This is a genomic window from Bacteroidetes bacterium GWF2_43_63, from assembly GCA_001769275.1.
In the GTDB taxonomy this organism is placed as follows: domain Bacteria; phylum Bacteroidota; class Bacteroidia; order Bacteroidales; family DTU049; genus GWF2-43-63.
The window spans coordinates 87,073-108,552 of record MEOQ01000038.1 but is presented as its reverse complement, the minus strand read 5'-3'; the positions used below and the strand labels follow the sequence as shown (position 1 = coordinate 108,552).

General features: G+C 43.2%; 22 protein-coding genes. 12 read left to right on the top strand and 10 right to left on the bottom strand.

The genetic code is table 11. The features are described 5' to 3' along the window. The first annotated feature begins 159 nt into the window (after nt 1-159). Both A2W93_00610 and A2W93_00605 read left to right on the top strand, forming a co-directional pair. Nucleotides 160-1,161 (top strand): hypothetical protein, encoded by a 1,002-nt coding sequence (locus A2W93_00610; GenBank protein ID OFY53900.1) that lies wholly within the window; start codon nt 160-162, stop codon nt 1,159-1,161. Continuing rightward, nucleotides 1,145-1,819: a hypothetical protein gene (locus A2W93_00605; protein OFY53899.1), complete on the top strand. Its 675-nt coding sequence runs from the start codon at nt 1,145-1,147 to the stop codon at nt 1,817-1,819. Before A2W93_00610 ends, A2W93_00605 begins: the two co-directional genes overlap by 17 nt. Before the next feature lie 39 nt (nt 1,820-1,858). Here the strand turns inward: A2W93_00605 and A2W93_00600 are convergent, their stop codons facing one another. From A2W93_00600 to A2W93_00590, 3 genes are read right to left on the bottom strand one after another with little or no spacing between them, the layout of a single operon-like run. Then, nucleotides 1,859-2,476 (bottom strand): hypothetical protein, encoded by a 618-nt coding sequence (locus A2W93_00600; GenBank protein OFY53898.1) that lies wholly within the window; start codon nt 2,474-2,476, stop codon nt 1,859-1,861. Next, nucleotides 2,473-3,066, bottom strand: a complete 594-nt coding sequence (locus tag A2W93_00595; GenBank protein OFY53897.1) for a hypothetical protein — start codon at nt 3,064-3,066, stop codon at nt 2,473-2,475. The genes A2W93_00600 and A2W93_00595 overlap by 4 nt, the downstream gene beginning before the upstream one ends. A gap of 1 nt (nt 3,067) precedes the next feature. Then, on the bottom strand, nt 3,068-4,234 hold the full coding sequence (locus A2W93_00590; GenBank protein OFY53896.1) for a hypothetical protein: 1,167 nt from the start codon (nt 4,232-4,234) through the stop codon (nt 3,068-3,070). A gap of 136 nt (nt 4,235-4,370) precedes the next feature. On the opposite strand from A2W93_00590, the gene A2W93_00585 reads away from it, so the two are divergent. Next, nucleotides 4,371-5,021, top strand: coding sequence for a ribulose-phosphate 3-epimerase (locus A2W93_00585; protein ID OFY53913.1), 651 nt, complete (start codon nt 4,371-4,373; stop codon nt 5,019-5,021). A gap of 2 nt (nt 5,022-5,023) precedes the next feature. Here the strand turns inward: A2W93_00585 and A2W93_00580 are convergent, their stop codons facing one another. Then, entirely contained in the window at nt 5,024-5,395 is a 372-nt protein-coding gene (locus A2W93_00580; GenBank protein ID OFY53895.1) for a CoA-binding protein, read from the bottom strand. Nucleotides 5,396-5,676: 281 nt separating this feature from the next. Between A2W93_00580 and A2W93_00575 the strand changes: the two genes are divergently transcribed. The 5 genes from A2W93_00575 (at nt 5,677) to A2W93_00555 (ending at nt 11,941) form a co-directional block, all read left to right on the top strand. Further along, nucleotides 5,677-8,271: an ATP-dependent chaperone ClpB gene (locus A2W93_00575; GenBank protein OFY53894.1), complete on the top strand. Its 2,595-nt coding sequence runs from the start codon at nt 5,677-5,679 to the stop codon at nt 8,269-8,271. Nucleotides 8,272-8,399: 128 nt separating this feature from the next. Next, complete coding sequence (locus A2W93_00570) at nt 8,400-8,882, top strand: hypothetical protein (GenBank protein OFY53893.1); 483 nt, start codon at nt 8,400-8,402, stop codon at nt 8,880-8,882. A gap of 51 nt (nt 8,883-8,933) precedes the next feature. Next, the gene (locus A2W93_00565; protein ID OFY53892.1) at nt 8,934-9,470 is read left to right on the top strand and encodes a hypothetical protein; all 537 of its coding nucleotides are present in this window, start codon (nt 8,934-8,936) and stop codon (nt 9,468-9,470) included. Nucleotides 9,471-9,593: 123 nt separating this feature from the next. Further along, a complete protein-coding gene (locus A2W93_00560) occupies nt 9,594-10,517 on the top strand; it encodes a hypothetical protein (GenBank protein OFY53891.1) in 924 nt (307 codons plus the stop codon). A 164-nt stretch (nt 10,518-10,681) separates the two neighbouring features. Next, nucleotides 10,682-11,941: a hypothetical protein gene (locus A2W93_00555; protein OFY53912.1), complete on the top strand. Its 1,260-nt coding sequence runs from the start codon at nt 10,682-10,684 to the stop codon at nt 11,939-11,941. Nucleotides 11,942-12,403: 462 nt separating this feature from the next. On the opposite strand, the gene A2W93_00550 is transcribed toward A2W93_00555, so the two are convergent. Further along, a complete protein-coding gene (locus A2W93_00550) occupies nt 12,404-12,586 on the bottom strand; it encodes a hypothetical protein (protein ID OFY53890.1) in 183 nt (60 codons plus the stop codon). A gap of 224 nt (nt 12,587-12,810) precedes the next feature. Here A2W93_00550 and A2W93_00545 point away from each other — a divergent pair, with 224 nt between their 5' ends. From A2W93_00545 to A2W93_00530, 4 genes are all read left to right on the top strand, one after another. Further along, entirely contained in the window at nt 12,811-14,220 is a 1,410-nt protein-coding gene (locus tag A2W93_00545; GenBank protein ID OFY53889.1) for an aldehyde dehydrogenase, read from the top strand. 100 nt (nt 14,221-14,320) lie between these two features. Beyond that, a complete protein-coding gene (locus tag A2W93_00540) occupies nt 14,321-14,752 on the top strand; it encodes a hypothetical protein (GenBank protein ID OFY53888.1) in 432 nt (143 codons plus the stop codon). Further along, complete coding sequence (locus A2W93_00535; GenBank protein OFY53887.1) at nt 14,749-15,315, top strand: hypothetical protein; 567 nt, start codon at nt 14,749-14,751, stop codon at nt 15,313-15,315. The genes A2W93_00540 and A2W93_00535 overlap by 4 nt, the downstream gene beginning before the upstream one ends. A 103-nt stretch (nt 15,316-15,418) precedes the next feature. After that, complete coding sequence (locus A2W93_00530; protein OFY53911.1) at nt 15,419-15,985, top strand: hypothetical protein; 567 nt, start codon at nt 15,419-15,421, stop codon at nt 15,983-15,985. A gap of 211 nt (nt 15,986-16,196) precedes the next feature. Here the strand turns inward: A2W93_00530 and A2W93_00525 are convergent, their stop codons facing one another. The 5 genes from A2W93_00525 to A2W93_00505 all read right to left on the bottom strand — a co-directional run bounded on the left by A2W93_00525 (nt 16,197) and on the right by A2W93_00505 (nt 21,121). Beyond that, entirely contained in the window at nt 16,197-17,882 is a 1,686-nt protein-coding gene (locus tag A2W93_00525; GenBank protein ID OFY53886.1) for a hypothetical protein, read from the bottom strand. Nucleotides 17,883-17,962: 80 nt separating this feature from the next. After that, nucleotides 17,963-18,310, bottom strand: a complete 348-nt coding sequence (locus A2W93_00520; GenBank protein OFY53885.1) for a 50S ribosomal protein L20 — start codon at nt 18,308-18,310, stop codon at nt 17,963-17,965. A 79-nt stretch (nt 18,311-18,389) separates the two neighbouring features. Beyond that, a complete protein-coding gene (locus tag A2W93_00515; GenBank protein ID OFY53884.1) occupies nt 18,390-18,584 on the bottom strand; it encodes a 50S ribosomal protein L35 in 195 nt (64 codons plus the stop codon). Nucleotides 18,585-18,612: 28 nt separating this feature from the next. Then, entirely contained in the window at nt 18,613-19,158 is a 546-nt protein-coding gene (locus tag A2W93_00510) for a translation initiation factor IF-3 (GenBank protein OFY53910.1), read from the bottom strand. 28 nt (nt 19,159-19,186) lie between these two features. After that, nucleotides 19,187-21,121: a threonine--tRNA ligase gene (locus A2W93_00505; GenBank protein ID OFY53883.1), complete on the bottom strand. Its 1,935-nt coding sequence runs from the start codon at nt 21,119-21,121 to the stop codon at nt 19,187-19,189. Between the last annotated feature and the right edge of the window lie 359 nt (nt 21,122-21,480).

Below are 21,480 nucleotides of genomic sequence, written 5' to 3'. Positions count from 1 at the left end.
CAGAGTCATGAACATCGAACAAGGAATTACGCAGTTTCTGAATATTTCAAATTCGGTGTTCAGTGTTCACCATAAGTTCATAAAGTCTAAAGACTCTTCATATACTTCTGCCTCTATTTCTTCCTTCCATGTTCCTTGTTCAGTGTTCTTGATTAGATTATGAAACATCATTCCATCATCCCCATATTTTTGCCGGAACTCGGATGTCCGAAGCAATGTGTTTTCTGCAATCAGAAACACATCAGTGGGCAGCATTCGGTGCCGGATGCAGAGGAAGTGAAAAGCATTATTGAACAACATCTTTCAACATTAATCGGTCGTGATATCACTACTGAACTGGCGTTTTTCGGAGGATCATTTACGGCGCTGTCAGCCGATTTGCAAGAGCAATATCTGAAAATTGTTCAACCTTATCTCAACAATGATTCTATCCGCAATATTCGCATAAGCACAAGGCCTGACGCCATTACCGATGACATTATTTCATTACTGAAACGTTACAGAGTAAGCATTATTGAGCTTGGTGTTCAATCGCTCGACGACGAAGTTTTGAGACTTTCCGGACGCGGTTACACCGCCTCGGTTGTTTATGAAGCAGCGGCAAAAATCAATGCGCATGGCTTCACCCTTGGTATGCAGATGATGATCGGATTGCCCGGCGACACACGCGACAAAGCGGTTTTCACTGCTAAAGAAATTATTCGCTGCGGAGCAAAAGGAACAAGGATTTATCCCCTGCTCGTCTTCCGCGACACAGATCTGGAGCAGCTTTACAACAACAACGAATACATTCCGCTCACCATCGAAGAAGCCATTGAACAATCGGCCGATGTGCTGGAACTCTTTCTGGAAGCCGGAGTTCAAATTTATAAAATTGGGTTGCACCCTTCGGAATTTCTTTACAATGGGTCACTGCTCGCCGGTCCATGGATTCCCGCATTCCGACAGCATGTCCAAGCTCGCATATGGCAACGCAAATTCGAAAAAACGCTGCATCAGGACTCAGTCATTTCAGGATTCACTATTCACCCGTCTGACATAAACTCTGCTCTGGGCCCCAAACGATGCAATGCTAATTATTTCAGACAAAAAGGATTTTTATTGTATTTTCGTTCCGATTCAAACATTAAAAAAGGAGATTTTCATGCATTTTATTCTTGATTACAGAGCGTCTAAAATTGCAGAGCGTCTCGATATATACGGCGAAATCACATTTTTCGATGCAGGTAGTATGGTCTATCCTGCCATAAGTGGTCATCCGGATATTTTTATTGCCAACATTCATGGTCAGTGGATTCTGGCTCCCAATGCACCATCGGATATTATTGATCTGTTTAATGAAATGCAAATTCCCTTCGAATCCGGAATTCAAAAAGTTGGGTTTCGTTACCCCGACACAGCATTTTACAATATTTTTTGCGATGATGAAATTGCCGTCGTGAGCAAGTACACCGATGAGTCGATAATGTCGCAGCTGAAATCGAAAGAAATTATTGAAGTTAAACAGGGTTATATCGCCTGCAATCTGGCCCGCATTGGAAGCGAGTTTATAACATCCGATGCAGGAATTGAAAAAGAGTTGGCGAGTCGTGAGAAAGTTGTTCGTTTTGTAAAGCCCGCACAAATAAAACTATCAGGAGCTTCCAACGGATTTATTGGAGGCACCATCGGACAATTCGAAAACAAAGTGCTGTACACTGGTTCGCGCGGCAGCTCCTACGCAGCAATACTTTCAACCATGTGTGCCAGTCAGAATAAAGAGCTGATTTTTATTGGCAATGAAGAGCCTTTGGATGTGGGTGGAATCGTTGTTTTGTAAACAACCCAATGTGGATTTACAAATTTTATTTTTGATATTTCAATTCATCGTCACCGCAAGTTTTGCCAGATCGCCCATTTCACTCGCATTGGTACCCTGACGTTGTTCCTTGTTTTCGCCCACCGAGCTGACCGGTTGCACATAAACCATTCCGCCATAAGACACAACTTCGTTTGACGACTCCGGTAAATGAGTGCCCGTCGGGGTTTCAGGTTGAATGTAAACCGGAACTTCTTTTATCACCGTGTCGGTTTTTACCTCGGTTATAAAACGTGGAGTGATATCAGGAATGAACATCGGATCGGCTTTATGCTCATATACCGGAAACCGGATCAACCACGAAAAAATAAGAGCTGCGGCCAGTCCTGCGACCCACAATACCGATGTTTTGCGATTGTAAAAAGCAACCCGTTTTCCTGTTTTTTTTCGCAATAAAAAGCGATCGAACACCTGATCGGCTCCACCAGGTGGCGGAGTAATGGTCTCGCTTTCATCCGCAAAAGAATGGCTTTGCAACAGGACCTGCTTCATCGTAAAATACTCTTCCGAACCATCACAAAACGAATGAACAAAAGTTTTCTCTTCTTCATTCAACTGATCATAATCTTTGCTAATCAGTAGACTTTCAAAATTCTCAAACATATCAAAGCTTTTCATAACCAATCGTTTATAGTGTGTGGTTGCAGATTTTCCGTTATTTTTTTCATGGCATAAAACAATCGTGACTTAACCGTTCCTTCCGGACATCCGGTTGCACGCGCGATTTCAGGAACAGAAAGGTCCCCGGCATGACGCAGAATAAAAATGGTCTTCACTTCCGGATCCAGCCTGTCGAGATATTTGTTGATTAGTTTTGCCGAAGAATGTATCTCCGTCTTTCGTTCGGCAACCGGCATAACTGCATCCGCTTCCCTAACCGCTGATTCACGGAACTCAATATCCAGCCGGCGGCGTCTCAGGTCGTTTTTATAGAGGTTGTAAGCAATGGCATAAAGCCAGGGGGAAAAGCGTTGATTGGGATCAAACTTCGGGGCACTTTCAAGAACTCTCAGGAAAGTATCCTGCGTGCGGTCATCGGCTGTTTCATAATTATAACCGTACAAACGAAGAAAAAAATACCGGATTCTTCCGGCCCAGCGGTTGTAAAGCTCCGTAAATGCAGCATGGTCGGCTCCGGCAACCAGCATCATCAGCTGATTATCGCCGGAACCGGCCATTATTGATTTTCCAGTCTTTCCCTGCGGCATGCTACTTTTCGTTAAGGTAATCCTCAACATATTTCCGATATTCATCATTGCCTGCTCTTGATACAAGGAGACGCAGAAGTTTAGCCATTTTGCCTGCTTCATCCGATTCGCCGCAAAGCCTGTAATGATCATACAACTGAATAAATGCCGGAATATAATTGAGATTGGAATTGTCAACAATAGATTGGGAAACATCAGCCGACAGCGGAGTAGTAATATAATCCAACAGCATTATCTGTTCAAAGTTTTTTCTGATGACAGCAATATTGTCATAACGCTCCGGGCTGTATTTATACACCAGGCCTTCAAGATACAAGCTGTCTTTCAGTGAGGTATAGTGTCCCTCGGGAACGGAATTGCAAATATAAACCGGATGAGATCCGCTGTTGTGGCAGACATGTTCAACAATAAGCTGATTGAAATTCTGCCAGTTTGATGAATCAACTTTTATTGTAAACGGAGCAATGCCAAGTTCGCTGAACAAGCGGTTTCGGTAACTCTCAATCATAATTAGACTGGTATTGATTACTCTCACATCCGGACGGATATTGTTCACCACCTGCAATATCCATTTCTGATAGGTGTCGTTGTCTCCGCCGGTTAATACTATTGCATTTTCTTCGAGTGTCGCCAGTGCATTGTAGTTCCAGGCCATCATTCCGGGCGATGCCGGTGATATTTCCTGTCGGTGCTTAACCACTTTATCCCTGTCTCCATATTTGCCATTTGTTTCGAAGTAAACAATAAGATCGGGATAAATCTCACTCCGGTCAGGGTTTATTTCATATGCTTTCAGCAGGTATTTGCTGTTTTCCGGATTACCCCATCCGGAGTTGTAATACATCAGATAATTGTATTCGTATGATTGCGGGATATGCTTAGCCATTCCACTCAAAATATCACCCAATACTTTGTAGTCTTCTTCATCAAGCATATATTGTGGCTCTCCGCACATCGTGTGCTCATATCTGGTGGCAAGGTAATAATACATCCATGCTGATGCATCCTTTTTATTTTTCATTGTTTCTTTTCTCCATAATCCCGCCTGTGTCTGATACCAGTCACATTCGTGAGGTTCAATCACAAAAGAAACAATTTTTTCAGGTTTCTGAGCTATGGATGAAAATCCAAAAATAAAAACGGCAATAATAAAAACGAGCTTTTTCATAATTCAGGTTTTGATTCACCAGATAATACACTTTAAACTCCCTGATCGTTCAATTCTGTTTTGATTTATTTTTATGAGACACATCTGCCGTGTCTAAAAAACGTGCATATTGCTTTTTATTATCTTTGTAAAAAAAATTATGTCGCCCAAAATTGCTCCATCCATTCTCTCCGCCGATTTTCTGAATCTCGGAAAAGACATTGAAATGCTCAACCGCAGCGAAGCCGATTGGATTCATGTGGACGTGATGGATGGCGTTTTTGTGCCGAATATTTCTTTTGGATTTCCGGTACTTGAAGCTGTAGCTGCCATTGCTAAAAAACCGCTCGATGTACATTTGATGATTACTCAGCCCGAACGCTATATCGAGCAATTTGTAAAAGCTGGCGCACAGTACCTGAGTATCCACTATGAAGGAGCCATTCATTTGAACCGGACCATTCATCAGATAAAAGAATTTGGCGCTAAAGCAGGCGTTGTGCTGAATCCGCATACAAGTGTTGACGTTCTTAAAGAGGTGATTTCTGATCTTGATTTCGTATTGCTCATGTCTGTCAATCCCGGCTATGGCGGTCAGAAATTCATTTCAGGAACACTCAAAAAGATTGAAGCGCTTAACTTGCTGCGCCGGTCAAGGAATCAGAATTGCCTCATTGAAGTTGATGGTGGAATTAATGAAAAGAATGCACACGACGTTTTCGAAGCTGGGGCTGATGTTTTAGTGGCTGGCAATGCTATTTTCAAAGCCGCTGATCCGGAAATGGCAATCCGAAATCTGAAAAAATAAAATCAAAATGATCCACTGGCAAGCATAACCAGGGTGCAGGCTTCCATGCAAAAAATTCCTTTTTGCGACGCTTTCACAAATAAACTCTGATTTTCGGCACCAGGATTAAAAATGATTCGCTCAGGATTCAGCGAAAGAATATAGTCTTCCCATTCTTTCTGATGCTTCTCTCCCAGATACAACGTGACAGTATGTACCTGTTGCTGATCATGACCGGACTTCAAAATGTCAAAATCGCCGATTTTCCCGTTTTTATTTCCAATCGGATAAACGGTGTGTCCGTGCTCTGATAGTTTCAGTGTGGCCAGATAGGAATACCTCGACGGATTCGGGCTTGCACCGAGAACGAGCGTTGGTTTATTTCTGGTTTCCATATTATTCACACTTTATAGTTTCGCAAACTTGAATATTGGATGAGTTATAAGCGACAAAGTTTAATGAATGTTTAATGCAAATGATTTCATATGCATAAAGTTGATTTACTGTGTTTTAAACTCATTTTCGAAAGGATTTTATCTAATTATTAATGTATTGAAACGGCATATTGACAATGTAAACATGACATAAATAACCCATTCTGAATCGGCCAAAATGTCATTATATCGATGATTTTATGGCATGGAGAGGATTTTGATGTCCCCTGAAAAAAATAATTATGAATCTCGAGTCTTTCACCATAAAAAGCCAGGAAATTATTGCATCGGCATTCCAAAAAGCCTTTGAAAATAAAAATCAGGCCATTGAAGATATTCATATTTTAAACACTTTGCTTGAGCAAGATCAACAGGTAACTCCCTATCTAATGAAAAAGCTCGGTGCAAACGCGGTAGTTATTCAACAACTTTCCAATAAAGAAATTGAATCACGGCCGAAAGTGGAAGGCGGACAACCATTTTTATCACCGTCAGGACTGAAAACTATTCAGCAGGCCATGGCCAAACAGAAAGAATTGGGTGATGAGTTTGTCAGCCTTGAACATATTCTGCTGGGGCTGGTTGAGAGCGATGGAGTTGCCGAACGAATTCTGAAGGATGCAGGAATTACAGAAAAAGACCTAAAAACCGCCATTGCCGATTTACGAAAAGGCAGCAAAGTGACCAGTGCTGGTGCGGAAAACCAATACAATGCGCTGAATCGATACGCTCGAAATTTGAACGACCTGGCGCTGAAAGGCAAGCTGGATCCGGTGATCGGGCGTGATGAAGAAATCAGACGTCTGCTTCAGATTCTAACGCGGCGCACAAAAAACAATCCCATTCTGATTGGCGAGCCCGGTGTTGGAAAAACCGCAATAGCAGAAGGTCTTGCGCACAGAATTATCAAAGGCGATATCCCGGAAAACCTGAAAGATAAAGTAATTTTCTCACTCGACATGGGATCTTTAATTGCCGGAGCCAAGTTTCAGGGCGAGTTTGAAGAGCGTCTGAAAAGCGTGATCAAAGAAGTGATCGACAGCGAAGGACAGATTATTCTATTCATTGATGAAATTCATACACTCGTAGGAGCAGGCGCAAATCAAAGTGCCATGGATGCAGCCAACATCTTGAAACCCGCTCTGGCGCGTGGCGAACTGCGTGCAGTAGGTGCAACCACATTGAATGAATATCAGAAATATTTCGAAAAAGACAAAGCATTGGAACGACGATTTCAGGTCGTTATGGTGGATGAGCCATCGCCAGCAGATTCGGTGAGCATTCTTCGCGGGCTTAAAGAACGCTACGAAACGCATCATCAGGTGAGAATAAAAGATGAAGCCATTTTGTCAGCTGTTGAACTTTCAAACCGCTATATTACCGATCGTTTTCTGCCGGATAAAGCCATTGATCTTATTGACGAAGCAGCCAGCAAATTGCGTCTCGAAATCAATTCTGTTCCCGAAGAACTCGATGAACTGGAACGCCGCATACGTCAATTGGAAATTGAACGCGAGGCAATCAAGCGCGAAAAGGATGAATCAAAACTCAATCTGCTCAACAAGGAAATCGGCCAGCTGAGCGACGTTCGCAATGTACTCACTGCACAATGGAAAGAAGAAAAAGAAATTGTAGATCAAATCCAGCATGCGAAAAAATCGATCGAGGATTACAAATTCGAAGCTGAGCAGGCAGAGCGTTCCGGCGACTATGGCAAAGTTGCAGAGCTTCGTTATGGAAAAATAAAAGAAGCAGAAAATCTTTTGCATGAACTTGAAGAGTCGATTCAAAACAAAAAATCCGGACACACACTTATCAACGAAGAAGTAGACTCAGAGCAGATTGCAGAGATAGTTTCCCGATGGACCGGAATTCCCTTGAGTCGAATGTTGCAAAGTGAAAAAGAAAAACTATTGCACCTCGAAGAAGAATTACACAAGCGGGTTGTAGGTCAGAATGCGGCTATTGAAGCGGTAAGCGATGCGATCCGTCGTAGCCGCAGCGGACTCAGTGATGAAAAGAAACCCATTGGCTCATTTATTTTTCTGGGAACAACAGGTGTTGGAAAAACAGAACTGGCGCGGGCTCTGGCCGAATACATGTTCAACGATGAAAATAGTTTAGTACGCATCGACATGAGCGAATATCAGGAACGACACAGTGTTTCACGGCTCATCGGTGCGCCTCCTGGATATGTTGGCTACGATGAAAGCGGCCAGCTGACCGAAGCTGTGCGCCGCAAGCCGTACAGTGTTGTGCTGCTCGACGAAATTGAAAAAGCACATCCGGACGTATTCAATATTTTACTGCAAGTGCTCGATGATGGGCGTTTGACCGACAACAAAGGACGCACGGCCAATTTCAGAAACACCATCATCATCATGACCAGCAATCTTGGTGCTGAAATCATACGGGATAATTATGAAGATTTGCAACCGGGAAGCGAATCACAGATATTCAGAAAAACACGCGAAGATGTTTTTGATTTGCTGAGACACACGCTGCGACCAGAATTTCTGAACCGTGTGGATGAAATCATCATGTTCAAACCATTGCTGCCGGAAGAAATCAAAGAAGTCGTTATAATTCAGCTGAAACAACTGAATAAAATGCTCGAAGGTCAGGAAATTCGTTTTGAATATACCGAGGAGGCATTGAATGAACTGGCAACTGAAGGCTATGATCCACAACTCGGTGCGCGCCCGATCAAACGGCTTATTCAGCGAAAGATCATCAATGAATTATCAAAACAGTTGCTTGCCGGGAACATTGATAAAAAACGCGGAGTAAAACTCGATGTTATGGAAAAACAATATATTTTCCTGCCAATGTCATGATAAAAATCATTGACAAACCTTGCATTAACATAAGTAAAGTTGTAACTTTACAATCAAAATAAAAGGGGAAAAATTATCCCTTTAGTAACCTGTTTTGGGTTCAATAAGAACAACTAAAACGAACAAATATGAAAAAGCTAATTATTTTATTGACCATTATCGCAGGTCTGAGTTTTTACGCTCAGTCTCAAGTAAATCCACATGCCCTTGGAGTTAGATTGGGTGGAGACGGCGATGTTAATGGCGGTGAGATTTCCTATCAGCATGCCATGGGTGAAGCCAACAGACTTGAATTCGACCTCGGATTTGGCGGAAACGATCATCACAACCGCATTTACCTTGCGGCCATTTATCACTGGGACTGGAACATAACCGGCGGACTGAACTGGTACGTTGGACCTGGCGCAGCTGTTGGTTTTTACACGTGGGATGATCACAGTGACTACATCAATATTGGCGTCGGAGGCCAAATCGGTTTGGAATACGATTTCAACAAAAATGGCGCTCCCATTCTTCTGAGTATCGACGGAAGGCCCATGTGGGATTTTCTCGGCGATGATCACTCTGGCTTTGGTTGGGGAGCAGCCCTTGGAATCAGGTATACATTCTAACACTCTTACAAAAGAGTTGATTTTTTACTGATCAATTTTAATCAATCCAATATGAAAATTCATTTTGGTTCTCAAGTTTCAATAATCCTTATAGTCATGCTTAGTAGTTTGTTTTCCTGCCGCTCGATACCCAATGGAATTGAAGCCGTAACAAATTTCAATGCCGATAAATATCTCGGCCAATGGTACGAAATTGCCCGGTTTGATTTCCGGTTTGAGCGAGACATGAACAATACCACTGCGAATTACATTAATAATCCAGATGGAACCATTAAGGTTGTAAACCGCGGCTACAACTACGTTACAAACGAATGGAGCGAAGCCACCGGCAAAGCAAAATTTGTAAAAACTCCGGATGTGGCCATGCTCAAAGTTTCTTTCTTTGGTCCTTTCTATGCAGGTTACAACATCATTGCACTCGATGCGGATTATAAATACGCATTAATTTCGGGACAAAATAAAAGCTATTTGTGGATCCTTTCCAGAGAAAAAACAATCCCTGAACACATCCGTGCTGAATACGTGAACAAAGCGCAGAGTATGGGCTACGATACATCGAAGCTGATTTGGGTGGAACATCATATGTAATTTGCCTGTCGCGCACATATCACAAATTCTTGTGCGTTATACAGCTGGAAAGCGAAGAATACAATCTGTGTTCTTCGCTTTTTTTCACTTAATAAATAATTTATATATTCGTAAAAAAATCACATGAAAGCTTTCTATCTGTATTTAATGTTGTTCGTGCTGCTAACAGCATATCTTCCGTCAACAGCACAGGAAGATAATGAAATTTTTATCGGTGCAACAAGCGAAGAGTATTCTATTCGCGCAGATGTTGATTTAGAATTTGTTGAAGCAGTTTATTGTGCAAACACAAAGGACACACTTCACCGGACACTGCATCTTTTATCACCATTGTTTATTCAGTTTAATAAGGCCGATTTAGAGAATTTTTTAAAGAAACCGGAGGTATTTATAAATCATGTCGATCCGTTAATCAGCACCACCTATGTATATTCAGACCACCTGGGCAACAATGAAATTGTGCCGGGAAATATGAAAACACATGATGTATCCTTTGCCGACAATCAGACTGAAAGCTGGACCCGCGATGTTTCAGGCGAAAGAGGAACGGCTTTATTTGTTGGATTCTCTATTCTGAATTTTGCTGAATCTTTGAAAAAAACTGAAAAGCCGCTCTTCACACTCCTTTTTAAGTTGGATCCATGTGTAAGTTGCATAGAAAAAAATGTTTCAGGGAAGGCCGTTTTTAAATCAAACAACAATCCCACAATTACTGTAACAGAAGGCCTGTCGTTAGATGCGGAATTTTCACACGAATATCTTTTTTATCCGGCCCTGGCAATAGCTGTTACAGACGCAGGTCTGACTGAAACTTTAGGTAAAGAAAGAGATGAATTCGAAGAAAATTTCAAAAAGCAATTTTACGCCAATGCTCCAAAAATTGATGCTGAAAAAATGATTCGCTTTTTATTACAACCTTCCGGAACGCTTGAAATACCATTCGAGGGCTCCATTAAAAGCGATGCTAATTGTCGTCAAAACAACACATTCAAGGGTGTCATTAAAGTGTATGGGAATCAGGTATATCGCTTTATGTCAGCAGAATAGAAACGAGTCGGAAACTTTTTACTGGCAGATCAAAAAAGAATTTATTTTTCAAAACGAAATGAAAAAATAAATTTTACTTTTACATGATATTATCATGACTCATGAAACGTGTAAAAAACGCTGCCATTGCAGTCGGTGACCCGAAAATTATCCGGGGTTGGGTGATGTACGACTGGGCCAATTCTGTGTTTCAGCTCACCATTCTTTCCGCGATTTTCCCCATATATTTCAACAGTGTTACCAGCCACAACGGCGACAGTGTGATTCAGGTGTTCGGATTCAATATCATCAACACGGTTGCGTATTCATGGTCGATTTCGGCAGCCTATTTATTTGTGGCTTTACTCTCTCCGTTTTTCTCATCCATGGCCGATTACACGGGGATGCGAAAATCGTATATGAAGTTTTTCACCTGGGTTGGCTCCATTTCCTGCGGATTGTTGTATTTTTTCGATCCGCAACACATCGAGCTTGGGCTGATTGCATTTACATTGGCCACCATCGGATATGGCGGCAGCATAGTGTTTTATAATTCCTTTCTGCCAGTCATTGCCGAACCCAAAGACCAGGACCGCATCAGCGCCCGTGGCTATTCGATGGGCTACATCGGCGGCGTGGTATTGCTCATTCTCAATCTGGCTGTCATTCTCGGACAGGATGCATTGGGTATTAAAGATGATTCTTTTCCCGCACGCATTGCTTTTGTAACCGTTTTTATATGGTGGATCGGCTTTGCACAAATCACTTTCCGTCGTTTACCGAAATATACATACGGACATGGCAAAGCGAGCAAACGCGTTTTGACAAACGGTTACAGCGAACTCCGGAAAGTCTTCCGCCAGATTTTAAAATCGCGTAGTCTGACATTTTTTCTGTTTGGTTTTTTCTTTATGATGATGGGAACACTCACCGTAATGTTTATGGCCGCCACCTACGGTGAAAAAGAAATCGGGCTTGATGAGACAACGCTGATTGCAACAGTTCTCGTGATACAACTAGTCGGATCGGTCGGCGCACACGGCTTTGCGTGGCTTTCCGGAAAGATCGGCAATTTTCAATCGCTGATTATCACAGTCTTTTGGTGGGTGTTTGTTTGTGTTGCTGCTTTCTTCATTACCGATGCGTTCGGATTTATGATTGTGGCATTTTTTATTGGACTCGTTATGGGGGGATCTCAGGCACTGGCGCGTTCGACCTATTCCAAGATGCTTCCGAAAACCACCGATCACACCTCGTTTTTCAGTTTCTACGATGTGATGGAAAAACTGGCTACCGTTGGCGGAACTTTCAGCTTTGGGTTGATAGAAGCAATCACAGGAAACATGCGCACATCGGTAGTTGCCATTTGTATTTATTTTGTTCTGAGTCTTTTCTTTTTTCTCTTCCTGTATATGTCGCAGAAAGGGAAACTGCGGTTCAGATGATTTCATTTTCATTTCTCATTAAAACATTCCCGTATTACACTCTTCAAAGCGATAATCGTCAGGAGTGCTTATTATTAGGAAAAATATTGCAGGCTATTAATTTGCGAGATCCGGAGGAGTCACATGTCATTGAGAAATTAATATTATTCAAGAGAATGTCTCAAAACCGCATTTGATTTCTTTTTGAGACATCCTCAAATATGGATATTTGTATTCTCTTAAAGATTGCCTGTTTGAAACTTCTCTTAATCCGTGTTTACACTTTTGGTTTGTCTACACATGTGATAACGCTGGCATCAGTCTGGGACTGATTCCTTGAAATCATCAATAATGACTGTTATATTTTTCCTCTTAAAATAATTTGCACAGTAGTACATTTTCAATAATAGTATTTTATTAAAACGGAGTCATACAGACAAGACTTTTGGTAAAATTTCGGCCGGAAGAAGTATTTTTCCTTTTCTATGACCCAAAAAACCTGAAGGCCTCATATACCAGAAACGCAGGCCACACCAGCGCTTTCAGAAAGCCAAGTACGCCCATCCAGAAACCGGCTGCGGTCGAAATGAAATAAACGGCAGCGCCAATAAGCCCCAGCCCATAGATTGCACCTGATGGTCCGCTCTTCTGAATTCTGTTTTCCATGACAATGTGTTTTAATTAATATGCAATTTACGAAAAATCTGCAAGATTATTTCAGACGACCTCAGTTTCTTTAACGCTTGCGATAGCTATCGCAACACGTCGCTACGCGACGCAGAGAGGTTGCAAAAAAAGCAGAACTGCATAAAATCTGCATTATCAAATCAACACATCAGCATATTATCACGTTAGCACATCAAGTATTATATTTGCAAAAACAATTCACCATGAACTTCCCCATCTGCATCGGCGGCGAATTCTGCGAGACCGCACAAACACTCGATGTGACTTGCTCCTTCGATGGTTCAATCGTTGGCTCGACTTTTCTGGCCGGAAAAATCGAACTTGAAAAAGCCATTCAAATGGCGGAAGATGTTCGTGCAGAAATGAAAGAGATGCCATCGTGGGAAAAACACGATATACTCATGAAAAGCGCTTCAGTTCTGCGTTTACACAAGGAGAAAATGGCAAATATCATTGCAGGTGAAGCGGCAAAACCTATAAAACTGGCATTGGGTGAGGTCGATCGCGCCATACAGACTTTTGAAGTGGCCGCAGAAGAAAGCCGTCGCGTTGCCGGCGAGTTCATGAAAATCGACTGGACGCAGGCCGGCAGCGGCAAAGAAGCCATTGTGAAATACTTTCCGGCAGGCATTATATCAGGAATCAGTCCTTTTAATTTTCCATTGAATCTTGCTATACATAAGATTGCTCCTGCGATTGCAGCTGGTTGCCCCATCATTCTGAAACCATCGCGCAACACGCCTTTGTCCATGTTGTATATGGCGCAACTGATGGCTGAGAGCGGACTTCCGAAAGGGGCGCTGTCGGTGTTACCGCTCGACCGAGAATGCGGAAATCAGATGGTAACCGATCCGCGCTTTGCCGTACTTACTTTTACCGGCTCGCCCGAAGTAGGCTGGAAAATGAAATCGGATGCGGACAAGAAAAAAGTGGTGCTTGAACTTGGTGGTAATGCAGGCGTTGTGATCGACAAAAGCGCCGATCTGAATGTGGCGGCACCCAAAGTTCTTGCGGGCGCATTCGCCTATGCGGGACAAGTGTGCATTCATACGCAGCGCATTTTTGTTCATGAAGAAATTTTTGAAGCTTTTGCCAAAGCCTTTGCTGAAGCAACTTCGAAACTCAGGATGGGCTCTCCGTTTGCAGCCGATACCGATATATCGTCCATGATTGACGAAGCCAATGCCATCCGCGTGGAGAGCTGGGTACAGGACGCCGTGAAAGACGGCGCAAAAATTCTCTGTGGCGGAAAGCGCGCGGGTGCTGCATTTGAGCCAACAGTGCTTATCGATACAAAACCGGAAATGAATGTTTGCTGCATGGAAATTTTTGGCCCGGTGGTAACGTTGGAAAAATTCAGCGATTACAAACAAGCCATCCAACAAGTGAATGAATCACGCTTCGGGCTCCAGGCGGGCGTTTTCACCGATTCGCTCGATCATATGAAATATGCATTTAATACGTTGGATGTCGGCGGTGTAATCATCAACGATGTGCCGACTTTCCGCGTCGATCACGCACCTTACGGCGGCATCAAAGACAGCGGTCTCGGCCGCGAAGGCGTGAAGTATGCGATGATGGATTATATGGAGATGAAGGTTTTGGTGTATTGAGTTCGTATTCATACGAGAATTTGAATGGGTTAGTAAATAAATTTTATTTACTTTAGCCTTATCAGAAAATTTGTTCAGGCACAACATCAATTCTCGCAAAATGAACAAGTCAAAAGAGCTTCAATCAAGTATCAGACTGGTAAACGACAAACTGCGTTTCGAGGGAATGGTGGAAGAAAATGCACCGGTGGCCATTGATTATATTGCGCCATTGGGCGATGATGCCGGATACACATCGCTTGAGCTCCTGTTGCTGAGCCTTTCTTCGTGTGTCGGCAGCGCGGTGCTCACCTTTCTGCGAAGGATGAATAAAACAATCAGCGGCTGCGAAATTCAATCCAATGGCACGCGCCGCGAAGAGCATCCGACGGGCTTTTCACACATTGTGGTCGACATCCGGCTGCAATCGCCCGACGTAAGCGACGACGACATGAAAAAAGTAATTGCCCTGGCCGAAGACAAATACTGTCCGGTGTACGCCATGGTTAAAGGCAATACGGAAGTGGATATCCGGTTTTGTTTTGAAAAGTGAAATGGGAATGCTGGACATTGCTGAAGGAGCGAAGGTTGAGACACAAAAAAAATATTAAAAAAACGGAAATCATGAAAAAGCTAATTCTAATTGCAATTTTGGCCATGCAGTTTTGCAGCCAGGCTCAGGAAATACCTTCGCCACCGGCAAATGGATTTGCATTTCCGATTGGTAGTAAATTCACCATAAAATTGTATCCGGTCGACAGTACACATTTCGACTTCTCTGTAATTGCTTATGAAGCATTTGATCAGACAATCAGTCTGCATGAAAACGACAGTCTGTTTAAAACCGATGGAGAAGCCGGCACCATTGATTTTTACTTTTGTTTTGCAACAGATGGCGATACTGAGAAAGAAAGAGACGAAAACATGCATGTAGTTTTGTTGTTTAAAAACAGAACCATCTACGCAATGAATTATACATCCGAAATCCAAAGAAAGGAAGATGGCAAATTCGAATCAACCTCTAATGTTGGAACGTATCCGGGTGTAAAAACAAACGAAATGTGGCCATACATGATTTATCAGATTGGTCTTTTTGATTTCAGGCGTATGGAGTAATTAATCCCAAACTCAGCATCAGCGGCCAGTTTACGGAGGAAGAAACGGATCGTCTGATTAAACAATTGAGAGAAGAATAAAAAATAAAAGATGTATGAAATTTATGAAACACAACGACACAGCAATCGCCATCATTTTTGCATTGCTGACCATCGCATTCATTGTGATTTCGATGACCAATGAAACATTTTTCAACTGGGTTTTCGAACGGCATCATAATCAATGGAGCTGGTACATACGGCCGTTATTTCTGATTCCGTTTTGTTTTTTTGCGTACCGACACAGTTGGAGCGGAATATTCATAACCATTTTTTGCTTATTCACCAGCATGTTTTGGTTCAACGCGCCCGCCAGTGTCAGCGCCGAAGTACAGGGATTTCTGCAATTCGAAAAAGAATGGTTATATGGTGCATGGGACTATAAAAAGCTCTTGCTGATTTTGGCAGTACCAGTTTCATTTGCCGCGCTGGGTCTGGCTTTCTGGAAACGCAGCATCTGGATGGGATTGGGTGTTGTTGTTTTAATGGCCACCGGGAAAATACTCTGGAGCATTTACAACGCCGGAGAATCGGGCAAATCCATTGTCATTCCGGCCATCGCAGGACTGATCATTTGTATTGGACTGATTTATTTTGGATTCAGACGGATTGGGAAAAACACCAGAAAATAATAAATGAGGGACTTTTAGCCCTATGCTGCATGATGTTTCGAGTAAATCGCTGCTCCAAAACGTACTAAACTCAAACCGGGAACTCCACCCATATCTCTGATGCAGTACCAATAGCGATCTGGTATTTAAACTTTAACATGATCGAGCTCTGCACGTGCTTCAAATCCACTCGAGAAAGTTTACTAATAACATCACCAACAAATTGATACCTTTAAAAACTCAGCAGCAAAGCTTCCAATGCGCTGCGCACTTCATTGTCGTCTGAATCCGGCTTCAGTAGAGCAACTTCAGTGATATTCCAGAACTTCAAAAAGTCTTCTTTCAGGTCGGGACGCACGACTATAATCATTGGCTTACCGCTCAGACGCATCTCTTTCAGAATGCCGTACCAGCCCAGACCGTAGGTTTCGAGCCAGCCGCTTTCATCGAGAAAGACCACATCGACATCATTGAGCTTTTGTTCAATATGCTTAGACCCTGCTTCGAATGCGGAACGCGAGAAACTGTACTTGCCTACTTTCAGTATTGCGTCGTTGACTTGCGGCCCCACAAGCGTCATTTCAGTGTTTCCGGGCAGCAACGATATAGTGTAGCCAACATGCTCATTGTTCTGAAACATATACTGCATAAGGATTCCTGCGTAGTTAATATTTTTTCTTTCAAGTTCAGGTATCACAAAATTCTTTAGTAAGCGGCTTTTCCCACTGCCCTTATCACCGCTGACAATGATTGCCGAAACCGGCTCCAGCTGCCGGAATTGCATGGAATCAACCCAGACATTTATGGTGTTGACAAACAAGGATAAACTTTCGCGCGGTGTTTTCAGAATGGCTTTGGCTGGCGGTAAAATGGAAATGACCATCGGTAATGTTTCGAAGCAAGTCTCAAGCACGCTCAGGAAGCCCTTGTTGCGCATATTGAATGCTTTTGCAATCTTTTCATTTCGCAATTCAAAACTAAGCGCGGATAACACCAGCACAAATAAAATAGCACGCAGATTCATGCGTAAACCAATCATCAGACCTTCTTCAATCGTAGGACCCAACAGCAAAGACGATAATACGGTAAGTAACAGAAACACTACCCAGAATCCAACTTTTGCGAGCCTGCGATAAGACTTTCGATAACGAATAATCAGCATGGAAATAACCGCCAGCCAGGCGAAAATGCTTATTTCAAGCGGCAGGTACGATAAAACCATCAGCATCGAAACTACGATAACAAAAAGCAAAAACAGCCAGTAGAGCGACCTTGGCTGATCACCGGCCTGCTGTTTTTTTAGTGTTTGTTTTGATTGCTTTTCCTTTCTAGGGATATTCAGGACTTTAGAAGAGTCCGGTTTTCGCATACTTGTACCAATAATCGCAGCAACAGTACCAGCCGTAAAATAAATGGATCCAAAAGCAGCAATCAATCCCCAGCCAGTAATAAACTGCCAGCCGGTTTCCTTCTGGGCATACTGTACCAAACTAGCGCCCAATGCTACCACATCGTTGCCGTAATAGAGCCAGTAACCCAGAATCAAATGCACGAAATTCCAGGTGATAGATAAGGCCCCACCAAGAACAAACATTACGCGGCGGGTGCCCCCGGTTGAAATAACGAATTCCATCATCAACCCCTGAATGGTTATAGCCATCATAGGGCCAAGCAGAACTGCACTCGGGCTCATCGTTTTCATAGCTGCCGTCAATAAAGCAGCACGCCAGTAAATACCTTTAAGTTTGAAGCGATAGCCAACGGCCGTCATTATGATGACAGCGATAGAAGCCAGAATGGTTCCCCGCATCGGGACTTTGAGATTGTGCAGAAAGCTACCCAGAATAATTTCGGAAGAAGCCCAGAGGCAGGCCAGTGCCGCTGCGTAGATCCATTTTTGTTGTCGTTGTACCGTCATGTATTTATTTGCAATTCGACAAAAATAAGAAAACTGCCCGAGATGGACAGTTTTCAATATGTTGATTTAAAAAATCAGCTTTATTTTTTCAGCATTTCAACAACAGCTTTGAAAGCTTCGGGGCTGTTCAGCGCGAGATCTGCAAGTGTTTTGCGATTGAGCTGAATTTCCGATTTGTTGAGCAGACCGATAAATTGCGAGTATGACAGTCCGAGAGGACGCACACCTGCATTAATACGCTGAATCCAGAGAGCGCGGAAGCTTCTTTTCTTAGCTCTGCGATCGCGGAATGCGTAACCTTGACCTTTTTCCCAGCGATTTTTCGCTACGGTCCAAACGTTTTTACTACGGCCCCAGTAACCCCGGGTCCTTTTGAGAATTTTTTTTCTGCGTGCACGTGACGCAACATGATTTACTGAACGTGGCATTTTTTTTCCTTTCTTTAGTTGCTTCAGCGTTCCGCATTTCCGGAATCTTTGATGCTGACAGCAAGGTTAAACGATTTGTTTACTTGACAAGCATGTCTTTTACGGAGTTGAGATTGGCCTTATCAACAATGGCAAAGTAAGTAAGATTACGTTTGCGTTTAGTTGATTTTTTAGTCAGAATGTGACTCTTGTAGGCATGCTTTCTTTTGATTTTACCGGTACCTGTAAACGCGAAGCGTTTTTTGGCAGCGGATTTCGTTTTCATCTTAGGCATGATCGTATTTGTTATTTGGGTTGAGATTTTACTTTTTCGGGGCGATAATCATTATCATTCTTTTCCCTTCGAGCTTTGGCAGTGATTCGACTTTTCCGTACTCAGCAAGTTCATTCGCGAAACGCAACAGGATGATTTCACCCTGCTCCTTATACACAATTGAACGACCGCGGAAAAATACATCCACTTTTACTTTTGAACCTTCCTGAAGGAAATTGATGGCATGTTTCAGTTTGAAATTGAAATCATGATCATCCGTATTGGGACTCAATCGAAGCTCTTTCACAACGATTTTTGTGGAATTGGCTTTTTGTTCTTTCGCCTTTTTCTTTTTGTCGTATAGAAATTTTCGATAATCAACCACTTTGCAGACCGGTGGGTTGGCGGTTGGTGAAATCTCGACCAGGTCGAGGCCCTGTTCTTCGGCAATAGCCAATGCATCACGCAGAGACACGATGCCGGTTTCAATGTTTTCGCCAACCAGACGCACCATCGGTGCTTTTATCAGCTGGTTTACTTTGTACGGTTCCTCCCTTTGCGGGGGTCTCCGGCGGAATGGTCCTTTAAATGGGATGTTAGTTGCTATAGCTTTACCTCCTATATTAGTTAAGTTCTTTGTCCGTTTCAACACGGATAAAATCCGCGAATTGTTCAATGGTTTGCTGCCCTAAATCGCCCTCACCCTGACGGCGAACTGACACCATTCCCTGCTCTTCTTCTTTCTCTCCAACAATAAGCATATATGGAATTCGCTTCAATTCAGCATCCCTGATTTTCTTTCCGATTTTTTCGGATCGATTATCCATCAGGCAGCGGACATCTGATTTATCCAGCAAATCTACGACTTTTTTCGCATACTCTTCATATTTCTCGCTGATTGGCAAAACAATGGCCTGATCGGGAATAAGCCAAAGCGGGAGTTTACCAGCACTATGCTCAAGCAATACTGCAACAAAGCGCTCCATCGAACCAAACGGTGCACGGTGAATCATCACCGGGCGATAGCGCTGGTTGTCGGAACCAATATATTCAAGTTCGAAACGCTCTGGTAAGTTGTAATCCACCTGAATGGTTCCCAATTGCCACTTGCGGCCAAGAGCATCACGAACCATGAAATCGAGTTTAGGACCGTAGAATGCGGCTTCGCCAAGTTCAACCGTAGTTTCCATCCCTTGTTCCTGCGTGGCTTCGATAATGGCTTTTTCCGCTTTTTCCCAATTCTCGTCAGAACCAATGTACTTTTCTTTGTTGTTCGGATCGCGAAGTGAAATTTGGGCAGTAAAATCGTTGAACCCGAGCGTTTTGAAAATATAAAGAACGATCTCTATAACTCCGATAAATTCTTCCTTTATCTGATCTGGACGGCAGAACAGGTGCGCATCATCCTGCGTAAAACTACGTACACGAGTGAGTCCATGCAGTTCTCCGCTCTGTTCATAGCGATACACAGTGCCAAATTCAGCATAGCGAACCGGCAAATCTTTGTAGCTGCGCGGCTTCTGCGCATAAATTTCACAATGATGAGGGCAGTTCATCGGTTTCAGCATAAACTCTTCCCCTTCAATTGGGGTCTTTATTGGCTGAAATGAATCTTTGCCATATTTCTGAAAATGGCCTGAAGTCTTGTACAGCTCTACATTTCCGATATGCGGGGTGATTACCTGCTGGTAACCGTATTCTTTCTGTTTTTTCTTGAGAAAATTCTCCAAACGTTCACGCAGTGCCGCGCCTTTCGGAAGCCAGATGGGTAATCCTGATCCGACACGCTGACTGAACATGAAAATCTCAAGTTCTTTTCCAAGCTTGCGGTGATCTCGTTTTTTGGCTTCTTCCAACTTCACCAGATATTCATCCAGCTCTTTTTGTTTTGGGAAGGTAATGCCGTAAATACGAGTCATCATCGGGCGTTTCTCGTCTCCACGCCAGTAGGCACCAGCAATAGAAAGAAGTTTCACGGCCTTAATCTTCGAAGTGTCGGGCAGATGCGGTCCACGACAGAGGTCGGTGAAGGTGCCGCTTTCGTAGAAAGAGATTGTGCCGTCTTCGAGTTCGTTGATAAGTTCAAGCTTGTATTGATCGCCTTTTTTTGTAAAATGCTCAATGGCCTCGGCTTTGGAAACATCGCGTCGTGTCAGGGGTTGATTCTGACGGGCAAGTTCCAGAAATTTCTTCTCTATGGCTTCGAGATCGGCTTCAACAATGCTGTTGGCGCCGAAATCCATGTCGTAGTAAAAGCCGTTTTCGATGTCCGGGCCAATGCCAAATTTAGTTCCGGGATACAGCTGTTCAACGGCTTCAGCCATCAGGTGAGCAGAGCTGTGCCAGAATGTGGCTTTGCCTTCGGTGTTGTCCCAGGTGAACAATTTCACGCGGGCATCCGAAGTAATCATCCGGTTCAGATCCCAGATTTCGTCATTGACTTTAGCCGAAAGCACGTTACGGGCAAGCCCCTCGCTGATGCTGAGGGCTACATCCATGCTGTTGACTGCGTTTTCGTATTCACGCACACTGCCGTCGGGTAAAGTAATTCGGACCATTTTTTTTAGTTTTCAAAAAGAGGTGCAAAAGTACAAATAATCATTGAATTGACCAAACAAATTATAATGTGATGATTATTTGAAAATTCGGCAATTTGAAAGTGTGGGTAGAGTCATTTTTGTATTTGTCATTTTGTCTTTAATTTTGAAAAAATCAACTAAAGCAGGCGGCATATGGCAAGATGCAAGAGGTAAGAGGCAGGCGGCAAGCAGCATGAGGCATAGAGCATGGAGTATGGAGTTGCTTCGCTCTCACACTGTTCACTCACTCTGAATTGGGCATGAGGCAGAAAGCTTGAGAAATTCGAATACGCCGCGGCTGGCGGACAAGCTGATAGCTGACAAGTAGAAAAATAACA